The sequence below is a fragment of the Flavobacterium tistrianum genome, assembly GCF_003254545.1.
GTDB classification, from domain to species: domain Bacteria; phylum Bacteroidota; class Bacteroidia; order Flavobacteriales; family Flavobacteriaceae; genus Flavobacterium; species Flavobacterium tistrianum.
Window position 1 is genome coordinate 397,707 of the sequence record NZ_QJRH01000073.1, and the last position, 19,889, is coordinate 417,595.

Sequence of the window (19,889 nt, forward strand, 5' to 3'; positions counted from 1 at the left end):
GCTTTCAACGCACATTTGTACCGTTAAATAACTTTAAATATCAAAATCATGAACTCAAAAACAACAAAAATTATCTATTGGACAGGGGCAGTATTAACTTCTTTATGGTTTGGCGCAAGCGGTTTCTTCGAATTAACAAACAATCCATTGGTTTGGGGAATCACACAACAATTGGGTTATCCGGCACATTTCATTTATATCCTTGGCGTTTTTAAATTAGCAGGAGTCATTACACTTTTAATTCCGAACAAATTATTGCGATTGAAAGAATGGGTTTTCGCAGGTGTATTTTTCGATATCATTTTTGCTTTCTTTTCAAAAATTGCCGTTTTAGGTTTCGGCGCTGCTACAGATGCTATTATTGCTTTTGTTATGGTCAGCATTACTTATGCAATGTATAGAAAATTGTATACAGCTACATATGCTCCAGTGGAGTAAAATATTTATAGAATTTCAATTAGACACATGAAAGAAGCTCCAGCGGAGCGACATCTATTAAAGATTATGAAAATATGTCACTCCTCCGGAGCTTTATATTGTAACCGCATACTTCTTTCTATAAATATTGCGCTTCTCTGAAGCTTAAAAAAGAGAAAATATACTTTTGATATGTTCTCAACGAACTTTAAATTTAATTTTTTACAATGAAAAAGATTATTCTAATTCTCTGCTTTATACTTTCAGCTTTGTTTTTTATAAGCTGTTTTATGTTTCCTGGATTGTAAAACCAAGCCAATTAATTTATCCGAATCAACTAATAGATTAATTGGTTATCTATTTTCCAGCCAGCTTAAAAATGCAGTTGCTTTTTCTTTTCCAACCAATAATTTTTCTTCTGTTGGAACGCTTAATTTCACAATTATTTTACGTGAAAAATAATGTTCTGCTTCGCGAATTGCCGAAAAATTAACCAAATATTGCCTGTTGACTCTAAAGAACTGAATTGGCGATAATAGCTTATGAATTTCATCTAACGACTGCGTTAATGGATATTCATTTTTATCCAAAGTCATAATCGTTGGCGTTTCGTTTTTGATATAAAAAAACGCAATATTTTCCGTTAAAACCGTTTGGTATTTGTTGTTTTTGAAAACCAAAAAACTGCTTTTTCCTTTGTTTTCTCCATTTCGTGTGAGCAAATAATCAAAATCTGGCATGGCTTTTTTATTTCTCTGAAAGAAGTTTTTCAGTTCTCCCGCTTTCTTTAAAGCCTGCGAAATACTATCTCTCGAAAAAGGTTTCAAAACATAATCAATTCCGTTTGATTTGAAAGCTTCGATGGCATAGTCATCAAAAGCAGTACAGAAAATTACAGGCGATAAAACCTCAACATTCTTAAAAATCTCAAAACATTGACCGTCTGCTAGCTGAATATCCATAAAAATAAGATCTGGCTGATCGTTTTCTAAAAGATAATCTACTGCGCCGTCAATGCTTTGTATATAAGACAAAATCTGAACATCGGATCTGATGCTTAGAATTAGCTGGCCAAGTGCTTTGGCTGTTTTTACTTCATCTTCAATTATTATGATAGTCATAATTTAGCGGTATTTTTACTTTAAAGGTAGTTTCGTCTTTATCGATTTCAATTTCTTTGTGAATCAAATGCATAAAACGCTGGTTGATATTATCTAAACCAACACCTGTAGAAACGGCGCCTCTTTTGAGCTGAATTTTATTTTCGACTACTAAAAACTCATTTTCGGTATAGAGTTTTATTTTCAAGGGCTTATCTAAAGAAACAACATTATGTTTGATACAGTTTTCAATTAATAATTGCAATGTGAAAGGTGGAATTGCCGAATCGTACTGTTTTGGATTTACTTCATTTTCTAAAACAAATCCGTCTTCGAAACGTGCTTTCAGCAGATAAACGTACGAATCTAAAATCTGAAGTTCCTCGCTTAGCGGAATCAAATCCATTTTTCTGCTTTCGAGTGTAAAACGATAAAAATCGGATAATTTCAAGATAAAATCTGAACTCTGCGGATCTTGGATATCGACCATCGATTTCAGCGTGTTCAAACTATTAAACAAAAAATGCGGATTGACCTGCTGTTTCAACAATTCGTATTGAGCGCCAAGATTTACTGCTTTTGTGCGCTCTAGCTCAACTCCCATTTGCTGTGTTTGATAATTTTGAAAAAGCAAATGCAGGAACATATACACAATCAAGTTGATTAAAACTCCTCGAAGTTCAAACATGATTGGTGCATCCATTTTTGAAACCTGAAACAATTCCTGATGCGCGATTACCAGAATCACCATTAAGACAATTCCTAGAATAACACTCAGTAAAAGTTTCCAATTAAAGAGACTTTTATTCGCATGATTAGCAGAAAATTTTGGTAAACTGTAGATGTTGTAATACCATATAAAAAGAGAAAACAACAGCGTAATCGAAGAATTTATAATAAGATCTCCAGGTGTAGAATCGGCATCAAATAATTTAGGTATCGAAGCCATAACCGCCAATGCAACCGAACTTCCCCAAATGACTTTGAGCGAAACCTGAAAACGTTTTGGTTTTTCCATAATTGTAATTGGTTTGTTATCTTAAGAATCAAAGATAGGTTTATTTGAAAAAGATTTCACGCGGATTTAAAATGATTTTGGCAGATCTATATAGTTTTTTTATTAAAGTTTCCCTAAACAGTTTGTCATTTCGAGGAACGAGAAATCTCACTCGGGATTCGACAAAGATTGGCGAAAATCTGTGCGGAATTTCTAGTGTGATTTCTCGTTCCTCGAAATGACAAAAAAAGAGAATAAAAACTTTGCGCCTCTGTGACTTTGCGAGATTAAAAACAATCTGCGTGAAACAAAAAACCTAAACTCTCTTAACTCCCAAAATAACACCTGAATTCATGTCTTGAATAAATCCGATGATTTCAAAATCTTGTGCAATGTAATTTTTAGGAAGATGAATTGCCGCCGTTCCTTTTTTGGTTTTGTTTAAATCTACAGATTGTAGATTACGAACAATCTGATAATGCGATAAAACCCTGTGAGCATTCTCGCCTCTTTTTACATTGCTTTTGGCTTCTTTCTGAACAACTGCAAGCAATAGACGACTGTTTTTTGAAGTGCCTTCTACATTATAATTTACAGAAAGTGAATTAGCATTTTTATTTGCCTCTAAATTTAAACTTGCTGAAACTGGTTTTGAAAGTGCCGATTTAATTCCGTTTCTGAGACCTGTTTCCTGAGAACCGATATAATCTGTTTTTCCGTTAATGATTACCTGAGGCGTATAGATTGGTTCTTTTCCTAGAAATTGAGCGTAATCGTATTGTCTTTTGGTGAAATCGGCACTGCTGAAAATATCTTTCCAACCCTGTTTGTCCCAATAATCGACATGATACGCCAATACATAAACATTCATATCCTTGTATTCATTCTGAATTCTTCCAAGCAATTCATCCGCTGGCGGACAACTCGAACAGCCTTCTGAAGTATATAATTCTAAAAGCGCAAAACCTTTTGAACTGTTTTGACTAAAAACGCTGTTTCCAATTAAAAGAAACAACATTACAAATCCACTTAAAAATTTTATCTTTTTCATAATTCTTATTTGTTAAACCTAACAGGTTTTAAAAACCTGTTAGGTTTGTTAAGAGTAGGGTTTTCAAATCAACTCATAACTCATAATTCATAACTTAAAACTATTAAAGAATATTAATCTCAACGTTTATATTTCCTCTAGTTGCTTTAGAATATGGGCAAGTCTGATGCGCTTGCGCCGCCAAAGCTTCTGCAGTTTGAATATCAATTCCTGGAAGGCTTATATTTAATCTTGCCTGAAGCGAATATTCTCCTTCTGTTACACATAAATCTACTTCTGCATCTACCGCAGTTTCGGCAGGAAGCCTAACTCCAAGTTTAGAAGCGGCAATTCCAAGTGCTCCAATAAAACAAGCCGACCATCCCGCTGCAAATAACTGCTCTGGATTTGTTCCAGGACGTGAAGATCCCGGTGCGCTTAATTTGATATTCAATTGTTCGTCTGAACTTTTAGAAGCTCCTTCTCTACCGCCTGTTGTGTGTGTTTTTCCTGTGTATAAAATTTTTGTGTCCATGTTCTTAATTGTTAATTGTGAATTATTAATTGTGAATTTTTATATGCTTTATGTTGATTTTTTTGTGAGGTGTAAAATATAAGTCGTGAGAGGAATTAACCATTCACCATTTACAATTCACCATTATTTAGAAACATCAATTATCGCTTGTGCAAAAGCTTTCGGATCTTCTTGCGGAACGTTGTGTCCGATTCCTTTTAAAATTCTGTGTTCGTATTTTCCTGTGAATTTGTTTGCATACGCTTTTCCATCCGCGAAAGCGCCGTCAAAATCACTTCCTATTGTAATAGTTGGAACTTTAATTTCTGGTTTTGCTGCCAAACGTTTTTCTAGATTATCGTATTTAGCTTCTCCAGCCTCAAGAGACTGTCTCCATCTGTAATTGTGAATCACAATTGCTACGTGATCTGGATTATCAAAAGACTGAGCCGTTTGATCGTAAGTTGCTTTATCGAAATTCCATAATGGTGAAGCGATTTTCCAAATTAGTTTATTAAAATCGTAAGTGTTTTGTGTGTAACCTTGTTTTCCTCTTTCTGTAGCGAAATAGTATTGGTACCACCATCCTAATTCAGCTGTTGGAGGAAGCGGTTTTAAATTTGCTTCTAAATTCACCACCAGATAACCGCTTACAGAAACCAAACCTTTTACACGTTCTGGCCAAAGTGCCGATACTACCACAGCTGTTCTAGCACCCCAGTCGAAACCACCAATTACGGCTTTGTCAATTTTTAGCGCATCCATAAAAGCGATAATATCACTTGCCAAAGCCGCTTGCTGACCGTTTCTAAAAGTATCTTTCGAAAGGAAAGTTGTTGTTCCGAATCCACGTAAATAAGGTGTGAAAACGTGATATCCTTTTGCTACTAAAATCGGAACGACTTCGTTATAACTGTGAATATCATAAGGCCAGCCATGAAGCAAGATTACTGGCGCTCCGTTTGACGGACCTGCTTCAGTATAACCAACGTTTAATAATCCAGCATTGATTTGTTTTAAAGTTCCTAAAGAACTGTTTACTTCAATTGTTTTTTGTGTTGAAGTTTGTGCTTGAGTGAAAGCTGCATTCATAAAAAAAATAGCGATTAGAATATTTGATAGTGTTTTCATGATTATTTTTATTTTATTATTTGATTATCAGTTAATTTCTTCGTCAAAGGTATTTTGACAATGCTTGTTTTAAAAGGTAAAAAAAGGTGAAGTGGACAAAGTTTGGGTTGAAGCGGACATGCTTTACATTGTAATAATTTAACCGCAATGCACGCCAAGTTTTTACGCAAGGTTCGCAAGGTTTTTCTAATCTCGCAAAGTCGCTAAGACGCAAAGTTTTATTCATATAGCTTTGCGCTCCTAGCGTTTTTTTACAAAGTCTTATAGGCAAAAAACCTTGCGTACTTTGCGGTTAAAACCCACACGCATTTCAACATGCAACTTGAAACTTGAAACCTGAAACTATTTTTTCATAGTCAAAATAGGTTTTCCTTTTTCTACTATATAAGTTGCCAGTTCTGATGCTTTCGCATTTGTATTATTTTTCGCTGAGTGAACTACGCCTGCTGGAATAAAAAGTACTTCTCCTGCTTTTAGTGTTACAGGTTCTTTGCCTTCAATTTGATATTCCAGCGAACCTTCAACCACGTAAATCACTTCTTCGCCTGGATGAGAATGTTTCCCAAAAGCTGAATGTCCGTCAAAATCGATTCTTGCTTGCACCATTTCTTTTCCTGGAGTACTTAGATCATGTTTCTGCAAATCGATGCGTTTAACTCCTTGCGCTGTAATTTGATTCGGAACTAAAAAGGCAATGATTCCTAAAACAATAATTGCGATTATAACCCATGTTTTTTGTTTTTTCGTTTCCATAACTTCTGATTTAATTATTTGTTTTTCTGTTAATTTCTTCGTCAAAAGTATTTCGATAACCCTTCATACGGAATCAGAAAATAGGTGAAACGGACAAACTTCAGGGTGAAACGGACAGGCTGTAAGTTGTGAATTGTGAGATGTGAAATGTTTGAGAGTTTAACCGCAAAGCACGCAAGTTTTTTTACTTATAGGAATTTTATAAAAACGCAAAGAACGCAAAGCTTTGTGTTTATTTTTTGCCACAGATTATAAGGATTAAAAGGATTTTTAATCTGTGTTAATCTGTGGCAAAAAAACAGCAAAGCTTTACAAATAAAACTTTATGACTCTGCGCCTTTGCGAGATTAAAAAAACTTAGCGAGCCTTGCTTAAAATCTTTGCGAACTTTGCGGTTAATAAACAGCATCCAAAAAAAATCAGGATTAGCATTTTACCGCCATCCTGATCTTTTCGAATTAAATTAACCTTCACTTTTATCTTCTTCCTCTAAAGCCTCCGCCGCCTCTAAAACCACCACCGCCGAAGCCGCCTCCATTAAATCCGCCTCCGCTTCTTTGAATGTTTTGGAAATTTCGAGTTTGCATTTCACCGCGGTCTCTTGAAATAGCCGAGCGATCAAGATCGTTTGTAATATCTGGACGACCAGCTTCTCCAAGCGGTTTGTTGGGCTGACCAAGCGTTTGATCTGCTTTCGGGAAATTATCACGCTGAATTCCGTCTCCCATTCGGGTTTCGCCTCCTAGATTTTGACCAGTTTTTGGCAAATTATCACGCTGAATTCTCTCTCCTGCACCATTTGCCCCAAGTCCTTCATTAGGTCTGTCACGCTGAATTCGTTCCCCCGCACCATTCGCTCCAAGTCCTTGGTTAGCTTTATTCTGAATCCCTTCGCCTGTTTTTTTGGATGAACCCAAAGTTCCTGCTTGTGTCCAGCCACCGTTTCCATTATTATAATGGCTCCAGTTTCCGTTGGCATCTCTTTTATAGACATGGCCGTCGTGACCTGCATAAACGTTATTATTGGTATGAATCGTAGTTCCTCCGCCTCTTTTATGTGTAATTACACCTTCTTTTCCGCCTGAAGTTTCATAACCAATCGCAGTTCCGCGTCGAGTTGTAATATGTCCTGTCTGCGCCCACTGATTTCCATTTGTCGCTGCAGAATGTCCCCATTGTGCATACGCATTATGCCCTTGATTGGTTCTCGCATAATTTCCCGTCCAAGGATTATAAGTGCTTGCAGCCGTGCGTCCGCCATACCAGCCTTGCACACTTGCAGAACGCCCATATCTTCCCGTTGCAGGATTATACCATGCCGAAGTTCCGGCTGCGCCATAAGGTCCATAAACGCGTCTTCCAGCCACATAACCTCCTGTCCACGGATTGTAAACCGCTCCTCCTCCATACGCATAAGGCCACGGACGATAAATTGGATACATTCCGCCATAATACATATACGGCGGATAATACCATCCCGTACCATACGTCAATATAGCGCCAAATGTTGCACCAATTATAAAAGCACCTAAATAACCCGCTGTTGCACTGCTTTCAACTGTTGTGTCAGTTGTAGTTTGCGTTACATACGTAACATTATATACTGGCGAACTTGGCGGAATCGTATAAATTTCTTTCGGAACAGAATCGCATGTTTTCCAAGGTCCGTTTGGACTTGTGGACATAAACCAAACCGCCTGAAAACACAAGTAATACAAATCGCCTACTTTTATAATCTTCTCTTGCGTATTGCTTGCATATTGCATTTTCGTTCCATCAATAGGCTTAAACTGAGGAGTTCCACCATCATACGATACTTTTACTTTTGCCTCAGCATCAGATTTCTTCAAAATAGCCGTTGTCGGAACCTGCGATAACATTACAGCATCATTTGCTTCCTGCGTTCCAGGCACCGATGACAATACATTGGCACGCGGAGAATCTTTCGGAATTTTAGCAAAATCAGCCGGAAGACTATTACTAGCATAACTCCATGGTCCAGTTAGTTCTTTAGACTTAAACCATCTTCCAGACAATAATACATAATACTGACCCTTGTTTTCATCGGCAAAAACGTCATTTTCGGTATTATCAATGTATAACAATTTGGTTCTTGGAATTTTTTCAAATTTCGGACTTCCATTTATAGCAATCAATTCTGCAGGTTTATTGCTGTAGAAAACCTCTGGAGCTCCACCAGACGATGGCGGCGGAATCATCTTTTTGACATCATCAAAATTCTGTCCCGAAGGCAGATGGCGCAAACCCGAAGGCAATTTGGTAGTTTTAGTCCATTTACCCGCAATATTTTTCGAAGTCAGCCAAATATTCTCCACTAATAAATAATAATCTTTTGTCGTTTTATCAAAAAACAAATCCCAATTGGTATTTACCACATACTGAATATCTGTTTTTTCTACAGGCACCAAAACCGGTTCCCCTTGCACGATAAGCAAAATCGACGGATTCGTACTGTAAAAAATAGTTGGAGGATCGTTTTTACCCGCAATTCCCTTTGGCGGACTTTTGGTATGGCTTAAATCTGCCAAAATGCGATCTACCGAAATAGGATCTCCGCTCTGAGGCAGGGTTTCCTTAAATAGCTTTTCCATTTCAGGAACTTTCTTTTCGTCGAGAGCTGGAAATCGAATATCAGTTACCTGAAGATTTTTAATAAAAGCGCTTCGGTTGTCTTTGTCTACCAATGTTTCAGCTTTCAAAGATGCCACACCCAAAACCTGTTTTCCATCTTTTGGAGTCAGCGAAAAAGCCACTCGGGCTGTAAGTTCTTTAAAATCCTTCCAATCGTCTACCTGAGGCTGATAATAAACCAGTTTTGTACCGTTGTTTTCAGCTTCACGAGGCCAGCCACGATCTGCAATTAATGTAGAATCGGCAGTTTCAGACTTTCCAGCTTCAGAACTTGACTGCTCCGTATCTTTATCTTTTTTGCAGGAGAACAAAACCGTACTCAAACAAACTCCAATTATTAGAAAAGCATTTCTCATAAATTTAAAAGTTAGATTATTCATTGAAAACTTATTTTCTCGATCGTCTTATAAAATTGTTTCGTATAAAATTAAATTCACCGCATAAATAAAACTACAAATCAGCCACTTACTTTGTTTCACATTATAATTTGAAACCAAATAAGTACTTAAATCCCGTTCTTTTCTCGAACTAAGATTTTAAATCTGTTTCCAAACAAGTATGATAAAGTGAGCATTGACATTGACATTGACATTGATATTGATATTAATTAGGAGCTATTTCCTGCTATCCGCTATATCTTTTTCTTGCTAAAGAAGCAAGAAAAAGGATGCCGCTCCTATCAGGGCTAGGGCACTCGTTTTCAAAAGACCGTTTTCGAAAAATTATTATTTAAAGTCTTTTGTGTTCTAACCTCAATCCAATCAATACTTATAAATATTTTTTATAAATAATAAAAATTATTAATTTGATTAATAAGCACCTTCCCTATACCTTTGTCTCATCAAAATCAAAGAAATGATTTGAACATCTTAAAAAATAACTTAAAAAATAGAAATCATGAAATTTACAAGAAGAGCAAACGCAAACTGGAAAGGTACAGGAATGGAAGGAAAAGGAACCATCAGTACACAAAGCACAACTTTAGACAATGCGCAATTATCATTTAAAACTCGTTTTGAGCAAGGTGTAGGAACCAATCCTGAAGAATTAATCGCAGCAGCACATTCTGGATGTTTTACAATGCAGTTGAGCTTTTTATTATCTGAAGCTGGTTTTGTTCCAGAAGATTTAGACACAACTGCTAAAGTAACTTTTGAAGACGGAACTATTACTTTAATTCAGTTAGAATTGACTGGAAAAGTACCTGGAATTTCTGCAGAAGATTTTCAGCAAACCGCTCAAAAAGCAAAAGAGATTTGTCCAATTTCTAAGTTGTTGAATACTGAAATTACATTACAAGTAACCTTAAAGTAATTCAAACATAATCTTGTCATTCTGAGGAACGAAGAATCACACTCGAGAATCTACAAAGATTGGTGACATTCTATACGGAGTTTCTTGTGTGATTTCTCCTTCGTCGAAATGACAAAACTGAGACAAATCATATTTACAATCTAAAATTTTAAAAAAATGAAAACAATATTTAAAAGCTTTTTAGTATTTGCAGTACTAATTTTTAGTTTAACATTCACAAACGTAAACGCACAAACTAATCCTAAAATCAAAAATGTTGTATTGGTTCATGGCGCATTTGCAGATGGCTCTGGATGGCAAGGTTTATACAAGGTTTTGACTAAAAAAGGCTATAATGTAACGATCGTTCAAAATCCGTTGAGTTCTTTGGAAGATGATGTTCAAGCCACAAACTTAGCTTTAGACAAACAAGACGGACCAACAATTTTGGTTGGACATTCTTGGGGCGGAACAGTAATTACAGAAGCTGGAAATCATCCAAAAGTAGCGGCTTTGGTTTACGTAGCGGCTTTACAGCCTGATAATGGCGAAAATTCTGTTCAATGGTTGCAAACTGCTCCTCCAGCTCCAGAAAATGGTGTATTGCCTCCAGATGAAAAAGGAATTGCTTATTATGACAAAGCTAAATTTCACGCTGGTTTTGCAGGAGATTTGAGCAAAGAGCAAGCCGATTTTATGTATGCTTCGCAAGGTGCTTTTCATGCGCAAGGTTTTTTAACTCCGATAACTAAAGCCGCTTGGAGAACTAAACCTTCTTACGGAATCGTAGCGACTGAAGACAAAAGTATTGTTCCAAGTATTCAGCACGCGATGTACAAACGTTCGAATACTAAAATCACTGAAATTAAAGGTAGTCACGTAGTGTTTATTTCTCAGCCTGAGAAAGTGGCTAATGTGATTGTTGAAGCGAGTAAATAATTGTGAATGGTTAATTGTTAATTATAAATTCATACATAAGCTTGTCATTTCGAACGAGGAATCACACTAGAAATTCTACAAAGATTGGCGACATTCTAGACAGAGCTATTTGCGTGTTCTTCGACTCGCTCAGAAGGACAAAAACTATAATATTGTCATTTCGACTGAAAGGAGAAATCACACTAGAAATTCTACAAAGATTGGCGACAAACATTGCGGAAACCCGCGTGTGATTTCTCCTTCGTCGAAATGACAAAACTGTATCTAAAGTCCAAATTCCATGCTGTAGAGCAATTGGAATTTGGATTTTTTATTTTAGAATTTAACTCAACTTACTTACTGCTTTTATAAAATAAGGTGAATCGTTCCAGCGAATTTTTTTATAATTGAAATCTTTTTTTAATGACTCAGGAAGACAGTTCCAGATAGCTTCATTCATTTTCTCTAGTAGTAATTTCTTGGAGAAGGAATCGGAAACTACAAGACTTATTTCTCTTACGGGAACAGGTTCCTTGAAAGGTTTAAAAAATCCGCCTGATTCATTTAAGGTCGAAAGTTTAGGGATAATCGCAAATCCTAAATGGGCTCGAACTAGATTTTTTAAAGTTTCTATCGAATTAATATCGTACGTAAACTGTTCCTTTATTTTATCGGATGTTTTTAGACCGCAGATGTCTAATAATTGAGCGTTGTAGCAATATTCATGATGCAGTAATAACAATTCGGTTTTGTCGCCGGACTGCATTTCGTAAAATTCATCATTCGCCATAGGATGGGTCTGATTTAAATAGGCAACAAACGGTTCTTTAAAAACAACATGTTCTATTAAATTCGGGTTTCCTGTTGGCGTAGCCATAATGGCAACGTCAATTGCACCAGTTTCCAAATCGCGCATTAAATGTCCCGTATAGCCTTCTTTGATAATAAAATGCACTTTGGGCGCCGCTTCTTTCATGGCCTGAATAAAAAGCGGAATCAGATAAGGTGATAAAGTGGAAATAATGCCAAGTTTCAACTCTCCTTCCAGCAGATTTTTTTCGTTGATTACAAAATCACGAATTTCATCCACTTCACGAAGTATCTTTTTGGCTTTATTAATAATTTCAATTCCTAAAACGGTTGGTGTCAATGGCACTTTATTTCGATCAAAAATCTTAATTCCGATTTCTTCTTCCAGATTTTTTAACTGAATGGTTAATCCTGGTTGCGTTACCATACAAACTTCGGCAGCTCTTGCAAAATGCCGTTCTTCGTCTAAAGCAACAATATATTTTAACTGCTGAATGGTCATGTTTTCTAGTTTCTAAGATACTGAGTTGCTAAGGTACTGAGTTGCTCTTTTTTATTGTTAGTTTTTTAAGAAAACTTTGTGTTTGTTATTCTGAATGATATTTTTCAAAATAATAAGAACTTCTTAAAATACCTTATTCTGTTATTTTTTTGTCTTTTAAAGGTTTTTGTTATTATTTCTCCCTATCTATATTTACCATAATACCGCACTAAAAATACTGCGCATATACCAGCAGTAAATCCAACTACATTTTAGAAATCCCACTGTTCTCCTCTATATCAAAATAAAGGATCACAAAACTATTGCATCAAATTAACCTTAAAACAAACAGAATGAGTTTTCTAGCAAACTGCAAATCAACGAAGAAAAACGTACCAGCATGAGCAAAATTCCAATGCTCATATCAATAGAACTGACTGCCAAAGAATCGGTTTTCCGCAATGCCAAGTTCTTTAAAAAATAGATTTCAATTTAACCAATCATTACCTTATTTAAATTTCTAAAAAAATGTCAAAATTCACAGAGCAGGTACATATCACTATAGAGGGTTTTACCCAAAATGTTATTTATTACAATCTTGAGCTTTCTCAAAAAATGGCAGACCATCATCATTTTTCTTTCTTTTGGCAATACACAGGAAAACCTATTATTGCCCCACAAGATCAGGAAAAAGCCTTTAGCAATTATATTGGCAGCGAGGTCATTTTTACTTTTAAAGTAAAAGGCATACGCTTAATGTCTAAAGGAAGAATTACAAAATTAAGCTCTATCGATCTGCACGGAAGTCCAGCTGGGCTACACGTAACAGGAACAAGCCATACCATTGCTCTTGATGACATGCCGAAATCCAGAATCTTTCGCGAGAAAAACCTCCAACAGATTGGACTCGAAATTTTTGCAGAAGAAAATTCGGGAGAATTTTATCAGAGAGAAGCCATTGTGCCTACTTATACAAAAGAATTCAGCTTTAAGACTCAGTATAATGAAACAAACTTTGATTTCCTTAAACGCCTTTCTGCACGTTATGCCCAATGGTTTTATTTTGACGGGATGCGTATGCAGTTCGGTCAAATTAAAAACACTGAAATAAAACTTATAAACGAATCTTCGCTGCATAACTTTAGCATCGAAGCCAATTTAGTTTCTCATAAAACTTCATTTAGCAGTTATGACTACAATAGCGCTTCTAATATAAAAAATGGTGCAGAAAAAACCTCTCAAGGAAGTCAAGACCGATTTGCTACGCTAGCCGTTTTTAAACAGCCGTATATTGTAAGACCCGGACTCGAAAACGGTGCATATACCAGCAATGCTCAAAACAAGGATGAGATTGATGAAATGGTAAAAATGCAGACCGCAGGACGCGATGCCAACAGCATATTTTACAGTGGCACATCCTATCTACCAATAGGTTTGGGACAGACTTTTTCTATTGAAAATAAAAACGTAGAACATCATTTACTGGCAATTGAAATTATTCACCGCTCTGAAGTAAACGGAAATTATACCTGCAAATTTAAAGCAATTCCTGCCGATGTAGCAGCGCCACACTACACAGACGTAAATGCATTTGCTTCTGCCGAAAGCCAGCCCGCAATAGTAATTGACAATAACGATCCCGAAAAAATGGGACGCATAAAAGTGGAGTACTTCTGGAAAGGATGGGCAACTAAAAGCGATTGGATGCGTGTGGTTCAGCCTTACTCTGGTTCTGGAAAAGGGCTATATTTTAGACCCGAAATTGGCGAAGAAGTTCAAGTAAGTTTTGAAGCCAGTAATGCAGAACGCCCGTATGTTTCTGGTACCTATTATAACGGAAAAGAAATGCCCGATTTCTTTGATACCAAAAACCGAATTAAAGGCTGGAAACTCCCTTTTGGACAGCTTTTCAAGTTTATTGAAAAAGTGAGCATCATACTCTCTGACCCAAGTGGGAATGAACTGCATATGAATGAGGAAACCAAAAGCACCACTTTGACTGTACCAGAGACATTGACGCTTAATTGTAAAAACTTAATTATAAATGCTTCTGAGAGTATTACGACTACTGCGGGAATGAATATTTCTGAAACTGCTACAGTAGATAAATCTACAATGGTTGGCGGAATGTTACATACAAATGTTACTGGCAATAGTATGTTTTATGTTGGCGGTAATCATGATGAAAATATCGAAGGTGATCTAAACTCAGATATCAGGAAGGATAAAATTTATACAGTTGCTGGAAAAAACATTCATCAAAGTGAAACTGGACATGAATTTCATTCCGATAAAACTATAAAAAATAATAGCTCCGAAGATACGAGACAAAACTAAACCTGAAGAATATAAAAAAATCAAGAAATGACCAAAACAAGACGTGTTGGCGGTAATGCAACTTACATAGTAAGAGGAACTACAAAAGAATTTGCCAACGAAATAGAAATAAACTCCAACGGGCGTATCGATTATTATGCCCCCGAATATACTTATGGAGATCCAGAGCCAAGACCAGTTAGAGAAGAACCTGAAATTGCTTTTTCAGGTTGCTGGACTTCAGATTATGAAGGAATGAGAAATTTGGAAAAGGATGCCACTAAGTCTAGGTCAAATCTCGGAGAAACAGTATATTACCAATTAACTGTAAGTAATGACATACCAATTGGAACAAATATAACATTTAAGCTTTGGGATGAAGATTTTGGAGATATACTAAATTGGTTTTTATCAGATGATGATACATTTGATGGCAAAAAAGTGTATCGAAATGCGTTGTAAGAGAAGTAAACGGAACTCATAAAATGACAGTTAAATTATTTCTCAATCCAAAATGGTATGATGATTTAGTGGCTGACCTTGGACGCTTTAAGAATGGCTGTCTAGACTTTTATTGGACTTGGGAATATAATGGTAAACCCTGGACTTCAAATACAAATATACTTAATGTATATCCTTCAAAAACTACTTTGTTTATAAAGCCAGCTTATGAGGGTTATGGTTTTCCAGAAATTAGAACTGCAGACGGAGAGCTTATTGTTTTCTCTGCAGGAATCGTAGCTACTGTAGAACCATCTAAAGAATTAGAAAAAATAATGGATACTATTCTGGATGACATTCAAAATAATGCAATTGCAGATGTTCGCGAAAAAATGGTCAAATACAGCGATAAATTGAGGTATTCTATAGCGGTTAATAAGCTTAAAAAAGGATATCTAGTTAACAATTTAGGAAAAATAGAATTTAGTAAAAGACTTTATACCAAACCTGTATTTGATAACAGCGGTCAACTTTATGAAATTACCCAAGCAGTCAATTTTGGTTATAGAAAAGAAGGAAAACTTATAACAACTAAAGGAATAAGTCAATTGGATTATTTTAAACAAGTTGGTGTTCGTAATGCTATTTTAAAAAATGCAGAAAAACTAGATTATGTCTTACAAGCCTTAGATCTTTTAAGTTTTGCCATGGACGAAAAAAAAATGGAGACCATCACTACCATGTTTGCTCCTCTAGACTTTTTAAATGCTATTGTTTATCCAAGTATAAGCAAACCTATTGAAAAAGTTTGGGATGATATTGTAGTATATGATGTTGAAAACGCGAAAGACAATGGACTTAGAGGAATTTATGAATTGGCAAAGGGAAAATTATTTAATGAGGAAAAATATGGAAACTATGAATATAGCGTTATCGATCAGGAAATATTAAATAAGCTATTAAAAGGAGAAATTAAAACTTTACAGGAGTTAAAAAATATGCAAGAAATTCGATTAATAAAAAGTAACTATGACAAATCAATATTAATATATACAATCCTGCATTTTACAAAAGAAGACGAAAATACCAAACAGGAAACTACTTACATAGATTCCATTTTTATAAATGAATAATTTAAAAAATATGAAACAACTTATATTTACATTATTAATTATTATACTTTTTTCCTGTAACTCAAGAACACCAATCGATGTTAAGCAAATTGATTCTCAAGAAACAGTAACTATTTTACCGAGTCTTAAAAACCCTTTAATAAAAGATAGTCTTTCTTTGAGTATTCCAATAGAACTGGAAATTCACATAAACTCCTCAAAAGTCTCTTACATAACTTGGAATTATATAGTTAATGGCAAGAGTCTATATGATGACACTTTTGATTATCAAGTTTATAACAAGCAAAATAAGACACATCCTATATCTAATTTAAATGCTAATGATTTATCGCACAGCGGGAAAATAATTAATATAATTCTGAAAGAAAGAAACCATCTGATTTCAAAAAAAGATGCTTCAGAATTATTAAAAAAATACCATATCAATAAGTCTTTAGACAATTTAAAGTTTGGAGATACTATAAAACTGACAACTTATGATAAATTTAAAAAAGACAATAAAGAAATAATTAAAAATATCGCTAAGATTAATGACTCTATTAGTTTTAAAGTAACTAGAGGTGAGAAATATTTTTTCTTTCTAGATAAAAAAATCAATTGGTAGATTATGAAAAAGTATTATAAAATTTCAGTGACAATTTTATGTTTTTTTTTGCTTGTTATAATATGGAATTATTTTAAAAAACCAATTGCAATAAAAGAAGAAAGAGCAACTAATGTTCCAATAAAGTTTAGTGTAGATCTAAATGAAGACTGGGAAAAGGTCATCAACGTGTACATCCCTTATAAAATTGAAATTAAAAACAATAGATTAAAAATGATTCGACTAAATTCATTTGATGATGGAAATAGTGGAAATGTTTCTTACTTAACTTACAATACTGCAGGCTTCGAATTGAGTAATCTTTATTATAATGAGTATAGTGATCTTTATTATGATGAATATAAAGAATCTTTTAATAATCTACAGCTTAAATATAGAGCGAAAATTTTCCCCTTTTCCAGCAGGACATTTTACTATTACAAAAGACATCAATTTATCGAGGGAAAATTACATTGCAAATTTAATTTTAGTGAACTTGATTATGATGCTTATAGCGAACAATTTAAATTTTTATCAAAAACTCTTAATATTCCCATAAATAAAAAAATAATTGATAGTTTGTATAAAGCAGATGAAAATAAAAGATTTAATATCTACTTCTATGATAATAGAAATCTAGGAATGCCAATGTTTATTGAAACAAGATTCAATAGTACTGAGCAAATCTATATTGATGTATTTGACACCATTAAAAATATGAATCGAGAACAAATGGAAAAGTATTATAGAACAAATTTTACAAAAAGAATAGATCTCAGAAACAAAAAATAATAGCGCTTTAAATCCTTACCTTGCTAATGAGCGTTCCATCCATGCAATATTTTTGAATAAAAACAATAATGTGCCTGCAAAAAAAATGTTCTCCTCGCTGGCGCAAGAGTCCTGCTCTTGACCCCAAAGTTATTCACGAGCGAAATGCTGGCGCTACTAGGGATTATCAATATAGAGAAATTCAAACTCGGAAGTAAAAAAGACCAAAACTTGGTTTCTGAGAGTAAAATACTTACCTAGAGCGATTTAATCCACGAGTTTCATTCTGATAAGGATATCAAAAACAACAGTAGTGAAAAAAACAAGACAAAACTAACTAAGATGACAGTAAAAACAATCAGCGGTATTACAATAATAGGAAGCATTGGCAATTACAGTTTTTACAACTCCAAAAATAGCGCTCATTTTTTCTTGAAAGACAACAATGTTAGTTATAGTGATCCCTACGGGAACCACATGACCAATCATCCCTGTCATATCCGAATTAATTTTGAGCCTTTTAGATTAGAAAAAATGGGCGATGAAATTAGAAAATCAGATGGCACCGTAATTATTATGATGCAAAAAGAACAAATAGAAGAAATTGCTAACAAAACCTTTTATGCTGATGGGCAATTTCATGCTATAGATTTTTTAACCTATACTATAACCGAAGAAAAATAAATTCAAGAATTATACTACTTTTTATACTATTAAATAAGCTTCTTTTTTAATATATTTGCGCTTCCTAAATTACAGAATTATGATACTTAAAAAACTTCTTGCCCATGTGGTATGGTGGCGGCATTGGAAACAACCGTAACGCTTCTGTAAGCGTAGGACACCTAAGCTACATGGGTTTTATATTTCCTAAATTACAGAGTTATGAGTACCAAAACCCTTTCAAAAGAAGCCGAAATCGGTCTAATGAATTTCTTCAACGACAGAATTGACCCACTCGATATGGCCAGAGCCATAAGACAGGTAAATCTAACCCTCGCATTGGGCGTTCTAAACGATCAGGAAAACATTCAGCTAAACGCTGCCAAACTTGGAGACAGCTTCTATTGGCTCAATGAACTAGCCGAAATTTTAGATCCTTATCTGGATTTGGAATAAAGGTTTGTTCTTTTTTTGAAAAAATTAAAACCCTCAGTTCTTTAAAAGATTGAGGGTTTTGTTTTTCAATAGAAATGCTTTTTACCCCAAACTCATCCCACCATCCATAATAACATCGGCACCAGTCATAAACACCGCAGCTTCACTACTCAAATGCGAAACCATTTTAGCGACATCTTCTGCCCTTCCCATTTGTTTTAATGGGACTTTTTCTACAACGACATCCATAATGCCTTTTACGGTGGTTTCGTCTAGACCTACCTTGTTCATGACTTCAGTTTGAGTTGGTCCTGGGCTAACCGAATTGACACGAATCTTTCTTGGCGCTAATTCTAAAGCCGCAGATCTCATAAACGAATTCAAAGCCGTTTTACTCGCCGAATAAACCGAAGATCCTGGACCTGGCATACTTGCAGTATTCGAAGAAAGAAATACCACAGAAGCGCCATCTTTCAAAATCGGGATAAATTTGCTTAAAGTAAAAAAAGCACCTTTTAGATTCACATTCATAATATTGTCGTACAGTTCTTCTGTGGTTTGTTCGATGGTTCCTAAACCTGCGATACCAGCATTGATAAACAAAATATCAACTGAACCTAAATCGGCTTTTACTTGAGTGACCAGTTTTTCGATATCCAAAATATTTGATTGGTCTGCTGTTATGGCTGTAACGCCTAGTTCTAAAGCGGCTTTTTCTATGGCTTCTTTTCTTCTTCCTGTAATAATGACGTTTGCGCCTTGCTCTTTTAATTGTTTGGCTGTTGCGTAACCTATTCCGCTGTTTCCGCCTGTTATAACGGCTGTTTTATTTTTTAGATTTTCCATCTTTTTGATTATTTAAAATTTATTTGGCAAATTTAAATTCAAATTGGTATAACTTTGTAACCAGTATCATGGAGTATACCAAACCAATTAATTCGATTTGTTACAATCGGTAAATTCATAGCCACGAATGCACGAATTTATTTTTATAATCTGCATGGAAAAATGTGATTAATTACACGAATTATATTGATATTCAATCAATATAATTCGTGTAGAAAACTTTGAAAAAAATTCGTGCATTCGTGGCGAAAAAAATTAAAAAAAGATGGAAAGAAACCAGAAAGAAGAAGTACAGGCACTTCAAGACACGCTGCATGTTTTGGGCGGAAAATGGCGTTTGCCGATCATCAATTCGATCTGTAACGGAAATCATCGTTTCAGGGAAATCGAACGCAGTATTCCGGGAATTACGACTCGCATGCTTTCGCGAGAACTCAAAGAAATGGAATTGAACATGCTCATAAAAAGAACCGAAGATCGCGATGCCGAAATTCAGGTAAAATATGAATCGACTCCTTATTGTAAATCTTTTGGTCCTGTAATCGAAGAAATGATCAAATGGGGAAAATCACATCGCGAGGAAATCATTCGAAACTCTTAAAAAA

The 19,889-nt window shown here is 35.1% G+C and carries 20 protein-coding genes; 11 read left to right on the top strand and 9 right to left on the bottom strand.

Features of this window, described 5'->3' with window-relative positions; translation table 11 throughout:
- Positions 1 to 48: 48 nt before the first annotated feature.
- Positions 49 to 438: a DoxX family protein gene (locus DMB71_RS20765; RefSeq protein WP_111369511.1), complete on the top strand. Its 390-nt coding sequence runs from the start codon at positions 49 to 51 to the stop codon at positions 436 to 438.
- A 332-nt stretch (positions 439 to 770) separates the two neighbouring features.
- On the opposite strand, the gene DMB71_RS20770 is transcribed toward DMB71_RS20765, so the two are convergent.
- The 7 genes from DMB71_RS20770 to DMB71_RS20800 form a co-directional block, all read right to left on the bottom strand.
- Positions 771 to 1,538: a LytR/AlgR family response regulator transcription factor gene (locus DMB71_RS20770; RefSeq protein WP_111369512.1), complete on the bottom strand. Its 768-nt coding sequence runs from the start codon at positions 1,536 to 1,538 to the stop codon at positions 771 to 773.
- Complete coding sequence (locus DMB71_RS20775; protein WP_111369513.1) at positions 1,519 to 2,535, bottom strand: sensor histidine kinase; 1,017 nt, start codon at positions 2,533 to 2,535, stop codon at positions 1,519 to 1,521. Before DMB71_RS20775 ends, DMB71_RS20770 begins: the two co-directional genes overlap by 20 nt.
- Before the next feature lie 295 nt (positions 2,536 to 2,830).
- Positions 2,831 to 3,565: a DUF1223 domain-containing protein gene (locus DMB71_RS20780; RefSeq protein WP_111369514.1), complete on the bottom strand. Its 735-nt coding sequence runs from the start codon at positions 3,563 to 3,565 to the stop codon at positions 2,831 to 2,833.
- Between the two features lie 103 nt (positions 3,566 to 3,668).
- Positions 3,669 to 4,079, bottom strand: a complete 411-nt coding sequence (locus DMB71_RS20785) for an organic hydroperoxide resistance protein (protein ID WP_204251812.1) — start codon at positions 4,077 to 4,079, stop codon at positions 3,669 to 3,671.
- 123 nt (positions 4,080 to 4,202) lie between these two features.
- On the bottom strand, positions 4,203 to 5,189 hold the full coding sequence (locus DMB71_RS20790) for an alpha/beta fold hydrolase (protein ID WP_111369516.1): 987 nt from the start codon (positions 5,187 to 5,189) through the stop codon (positions 4,203 to 4,205).
- Between the two features lie 342 nt (positions 5,190 to 5,531).
- Positions 5,532 to 5,942 (bottom strand): cupin domain-containing protein, encoded by a 411-nt coding sequence (locus DMB71_RS20795; RefSeq protein ID WP_111369754.1) that lies wholly within the window; start codon positions 5,940 to 5,942, stop codon positions 5,532 to 5,534.
- Between the two features lie 476 nt (positions 5,943 to 6,418).
- Positions 6,419 to 8,950, bottom strand: a complete 2,532-nt coding sequence (locus DMB71_RS20800; protein ID WP_239453014.1) for a hypothetical protein — start codon at positions 8,948 to 8,950, stop codon at positions 6,419 to 6,421.
- A gap of 541 nt (positions 8,951 to 9,491) precedes the next feature.
- Here DMB71_RS20800 and DMB71_RS20805 point away from each other — a divergent pair.
- Together DMB71_RS20805 and DMB71_RS20810 are read left to right on the top strand one after the other, a co-directional pair.
- Positions 9,492 to 9,908, top strand: a complete 417-nt coding sequence (locus DMB71_RS20805; protein ID WP_111369518.1) for an OsmC family protein — start codon at positions 9,492 to 9,494, stop codon at positions 9,906 to 9,908.
- 156 nt (positions 9,909 to 10,064) lie between these two features.
- A complete protein-coding gene (locus DMB71_RS20810; protein ID WP_111369519.1) occupies positions 10,065 to 10,826 on the top strand; it encodes an alpha/beta hydrolase in 762 nt (253 codons plus the stop codon).
- A 322-nt stretch (positions 10,827 to 11,148) separates the two neighbouring features.
- Here the strand turns inward: DMB71_RS20810 and DMB71_RS20815 are convergent, their stop codons facing one another.
- A complete protein-coding gene (locus DMB71_RS20815; protein WP_111369520.1) occupies positions 11,149 to 12,117 on the bottom strand; it encodes a hydrogen peroxide-inducible genes activator in 969 nt (322 codons plus the stop codon).
- A gap of 507 nt (positions 12,118 to 12,624) precedes the next feature.
- On the opposite strand from DMB71_RS20815, the gene DMB71_RS20820 reads away from it, so the two are divergent.
- From DMB71_RS20820 to DMB71_RS20845, 7 genes are all read left to right on the top strand, one after another.
- Positions 12,625 to 14,433: a type VI secretion system Vgr family protein gene (locus DMB71_RS20820; protein WP_111369521.1), complete on the top strand. Its 1,809-nt coding sequence runs from the start codon at positions 12,625 to 12,627 to the stop codon at positions 14,431 to 14,433.
- A 27-nt stretch (positions 14,434 to 14,460) separates the two neighbouring features.
- Positions 14,461 to 14,874, top strand: a complete 414-nt coding sequence (locus DMB71_RS20825; protein ID WP_111369522.1) for a hypothetical protein — start codon at positions 14,461 to 14,463, stop codon at positions 14,872 to 14,874.
- A gap of 23 nt (positions 14,875 to 14,897) precedes the next feature.
- Entirely contained in the window at positions 14,898 to 15,986 is a 1,089-nt protein-coding gene (locus tag DMB71_RS20830) for a hypothetical protein (protein WP_111369524.1), read from the top strand.
- A gap of 10 nt (positions 15,987 to 15,996) precedes the next feature.
- A complete protein-coding gene (locus DMB71_RS20835; RefSeq protein WP_162614858.1) occupies positions 15,997 to 16,590 on the top strand; it encodes a hypothetical protein in 594 nt (197 codons plus the stop codon).
- Positions 16,591 to 16,593: 3 nt separating this feature from the next.
- Complete coding sequence (locus DMB71_RS20840) at positions 16,594 to 17,361, top strand: hypothetical protein (RefSeq protein ID WP_111369528.1); 768 nt, start codon at positions 16,594 to 16,596, stop codon at positions 17,359 to 17,361.
- Between the two features lie 321 nt (positions 17,362 to 17,682).
- The gene (locus DMB71_RS22030) at positions 17,683 to 18,024 is read left to right on the top strand and encodes a hypothetical protein (protein WP_162614859.1); all 342 of its coding nucleotides are present in this window, start codon (positions 17,683 to 17,685) and stop codon (positions 18,022 to 18,024) included.
- Positions 18,025 to 18,225: 201 nt separating this feature from the next.
- Entirely contained in the window at positions 18,226 to 18,459 is a 234-nt protein-coding gene (locus DMB71_RS20845; protein WP_095931884.1) for a hypothetical protein, read from the top strand.
- 81 nt (positions 18,460 to 18,540) lie between these two features.
- Here the strand turns inward: DMB71_RS20845 and DMB71_RS20850 are convergent, their stop codons facing one another.
- Complete coding sequence (locus DMB71_RS20850; protein WP_111369530.1) at positions 18,541 to 19,284, bottom strand: SDR family oxidoreductase; 744 nt, start codon at positions 19,282 to 19,284, stop codon at positions 18,541 to 18,543.
- Positions 19,285 to 19,549: 265 nt separating this feature from the next.
- On the opposite strand from DMB71_RS20850, the gene DMB71_RS20855 reads away from it, so the two are divergent.
- Positions 19,550 to 19,885 (top strand): winged helix-turn-helix transcriptional regulator, encoded by a 336-nt coding sequence (locus tag DMB71_RS20855; RefSeq protein ID WP_008463411.1) that lies wholly within the window; start codon positions 19,550 to 19,552, stop codon positions 19,883 to 19,885.
- Positions 19,886 to 19,889 lie beyond the last annotated feature (4 nt).

Excerpts from the sequence above, each read along its gene's own strand:
- DMB71_RS20800 (WP_239453014.1), bottom strand. The coding sequence starts at position 8,950 with ATGAGAAATGCTTTTCTAATAATTGGAGTTTGTTTGAGTACGGTTTTG.
- DMB71_RS20775 (WP_111369513.1), bottom strand. The coding sequence starts at position 2,535 with ATGGAAAAACCAAAACGTTTTCAGGTTTCGCTCAAAGTCATTTGGGGA.
- DMB71_RS20765 (WP_111369511.1), top strand. The coding sequence starts at position 49 with ATGAACTCAAAAACAACAAAAATTATCTATTGGACAGGGGCAGTATTA.
- DMB71_RS20785 (WP_204251812.1), bottom strand. The coding sequence starts at position 4,079 with ATGGACACAAAAATTTTATACACAGGAAAAACACACACAACAGGCGGT.
- DMB71_RS20845 (WP_095931884.1), top strand. The coding sequence starts at position 18,226 with ATGAGTACCAAAACCCTTTCAAAAGAAGCCGAAATCGGTCTAATGAAT.
- DMB71_RS20825 (WP_111369522.1), top strand. The coding sequence starts at position 14,461 with ATGACCAAAACAAGACGTGTTGGCGGTAATGCAACTTACATAGTAAGA.
- DMB71_RS20815 (WP_111369520.1), bottom strand. The coding sequence starts at position 12,117 with ATGACCATTCAGCAGTTAAAATATATTGTTGCTTTAGACGAAGAACGG.
- DMB71_RS20835 (WP_162614858.1), top strand. The coding sequence starts at position 15,997 with ATGAAACAACTTATATTTACATTATTAATTATTATACTTTTTTCCTGT.
- DMB71_RS20830 (WP_111369524.1), top strand. The coding sequence starts at position 14,898 with ATGACAGTTAAATTATTTCTCAATCCAAAATGGTATGATGATTTAGTG.
- DMB71_RS20840 (WP_111369528.1), top strand. The coding sequence starts at position 16,594 with ATGAAAAAGTATTATAAAATTTCAGTGACAATTTTATGTTTTTTTTTG.
- DMB71_RS20810 (WP_111369519.1), top strand. The coding sequence starts at position 10,065 with ATGAAAACAATATTTAAAAGCTTTTTAGTATTTGCAGTACTAATTTTT.
- DMB71_RS20770 (WP_111369512.1), bottom strand. The coding sequence starts at position 1,538 with ATGACTATCATAATAATTGAAGATGAAGTAAAAACAGCCAAAGCACTT.
- DMB71_RS20805 (WP_111369518.1), top strand. The coding sequence starts at position 9,492 with ATGAAATTTACAAGAAGAGCAAACGCAAACTGGAAAGGTACAGGAATG.
- DMB71_RS20820 (WP_111369521.1), top strand. The coding sequence starts at position 12,625 with ATGTCAAAATTCACAGAGCAGGTACATATCACTATAGAGGGTTTTACC.
- DMB71_RS22030 (WP_162614859.1), top strand. The coding sequence starts at position 17,683 with ATGACAGTAAAAACAATCAGCGGTATTACAATAATAGGAAGCATTGGC.
- DMB71_RS20780 (WP_111369514.1), bottom strand. The coding sequence starts at position 3,565 with ATGAAAAAGATAAAATTTTTAAGTGGATTTGTAATGTTGTTTCTTTTA.
- DMB71_RS20795 (WP_111369754.1), bottom strand. The coding sequence starts at position 5,942 with ATGGAAACGAAAAAACAAAAAACATGGGTTATAATCGCAATTATTGTT.
- DMB71_RS20850 (WP_111369530.1), bottom strand. The coding sequence starts at position 19,284 with ATGGAAAATCTAAAAAATAAAACAGCCGTTATAACAGGCGGAAACAGC.
- DMB71_RS20855 (WP_008463411.1), top strand. The coding sequence starts at position 19,550 with ATGGAAAGAAACCAGAAAGAAGAAGTACAGGCACTTCAAGACACGCTG.
- DMB71_RS20790 (WP_111369516.1), bottom strand. The coding sequence starts at position 5,189 with ATGAAAACACTATCAAATATTCTAATCGCTATTTTTTTTATGAATGCA.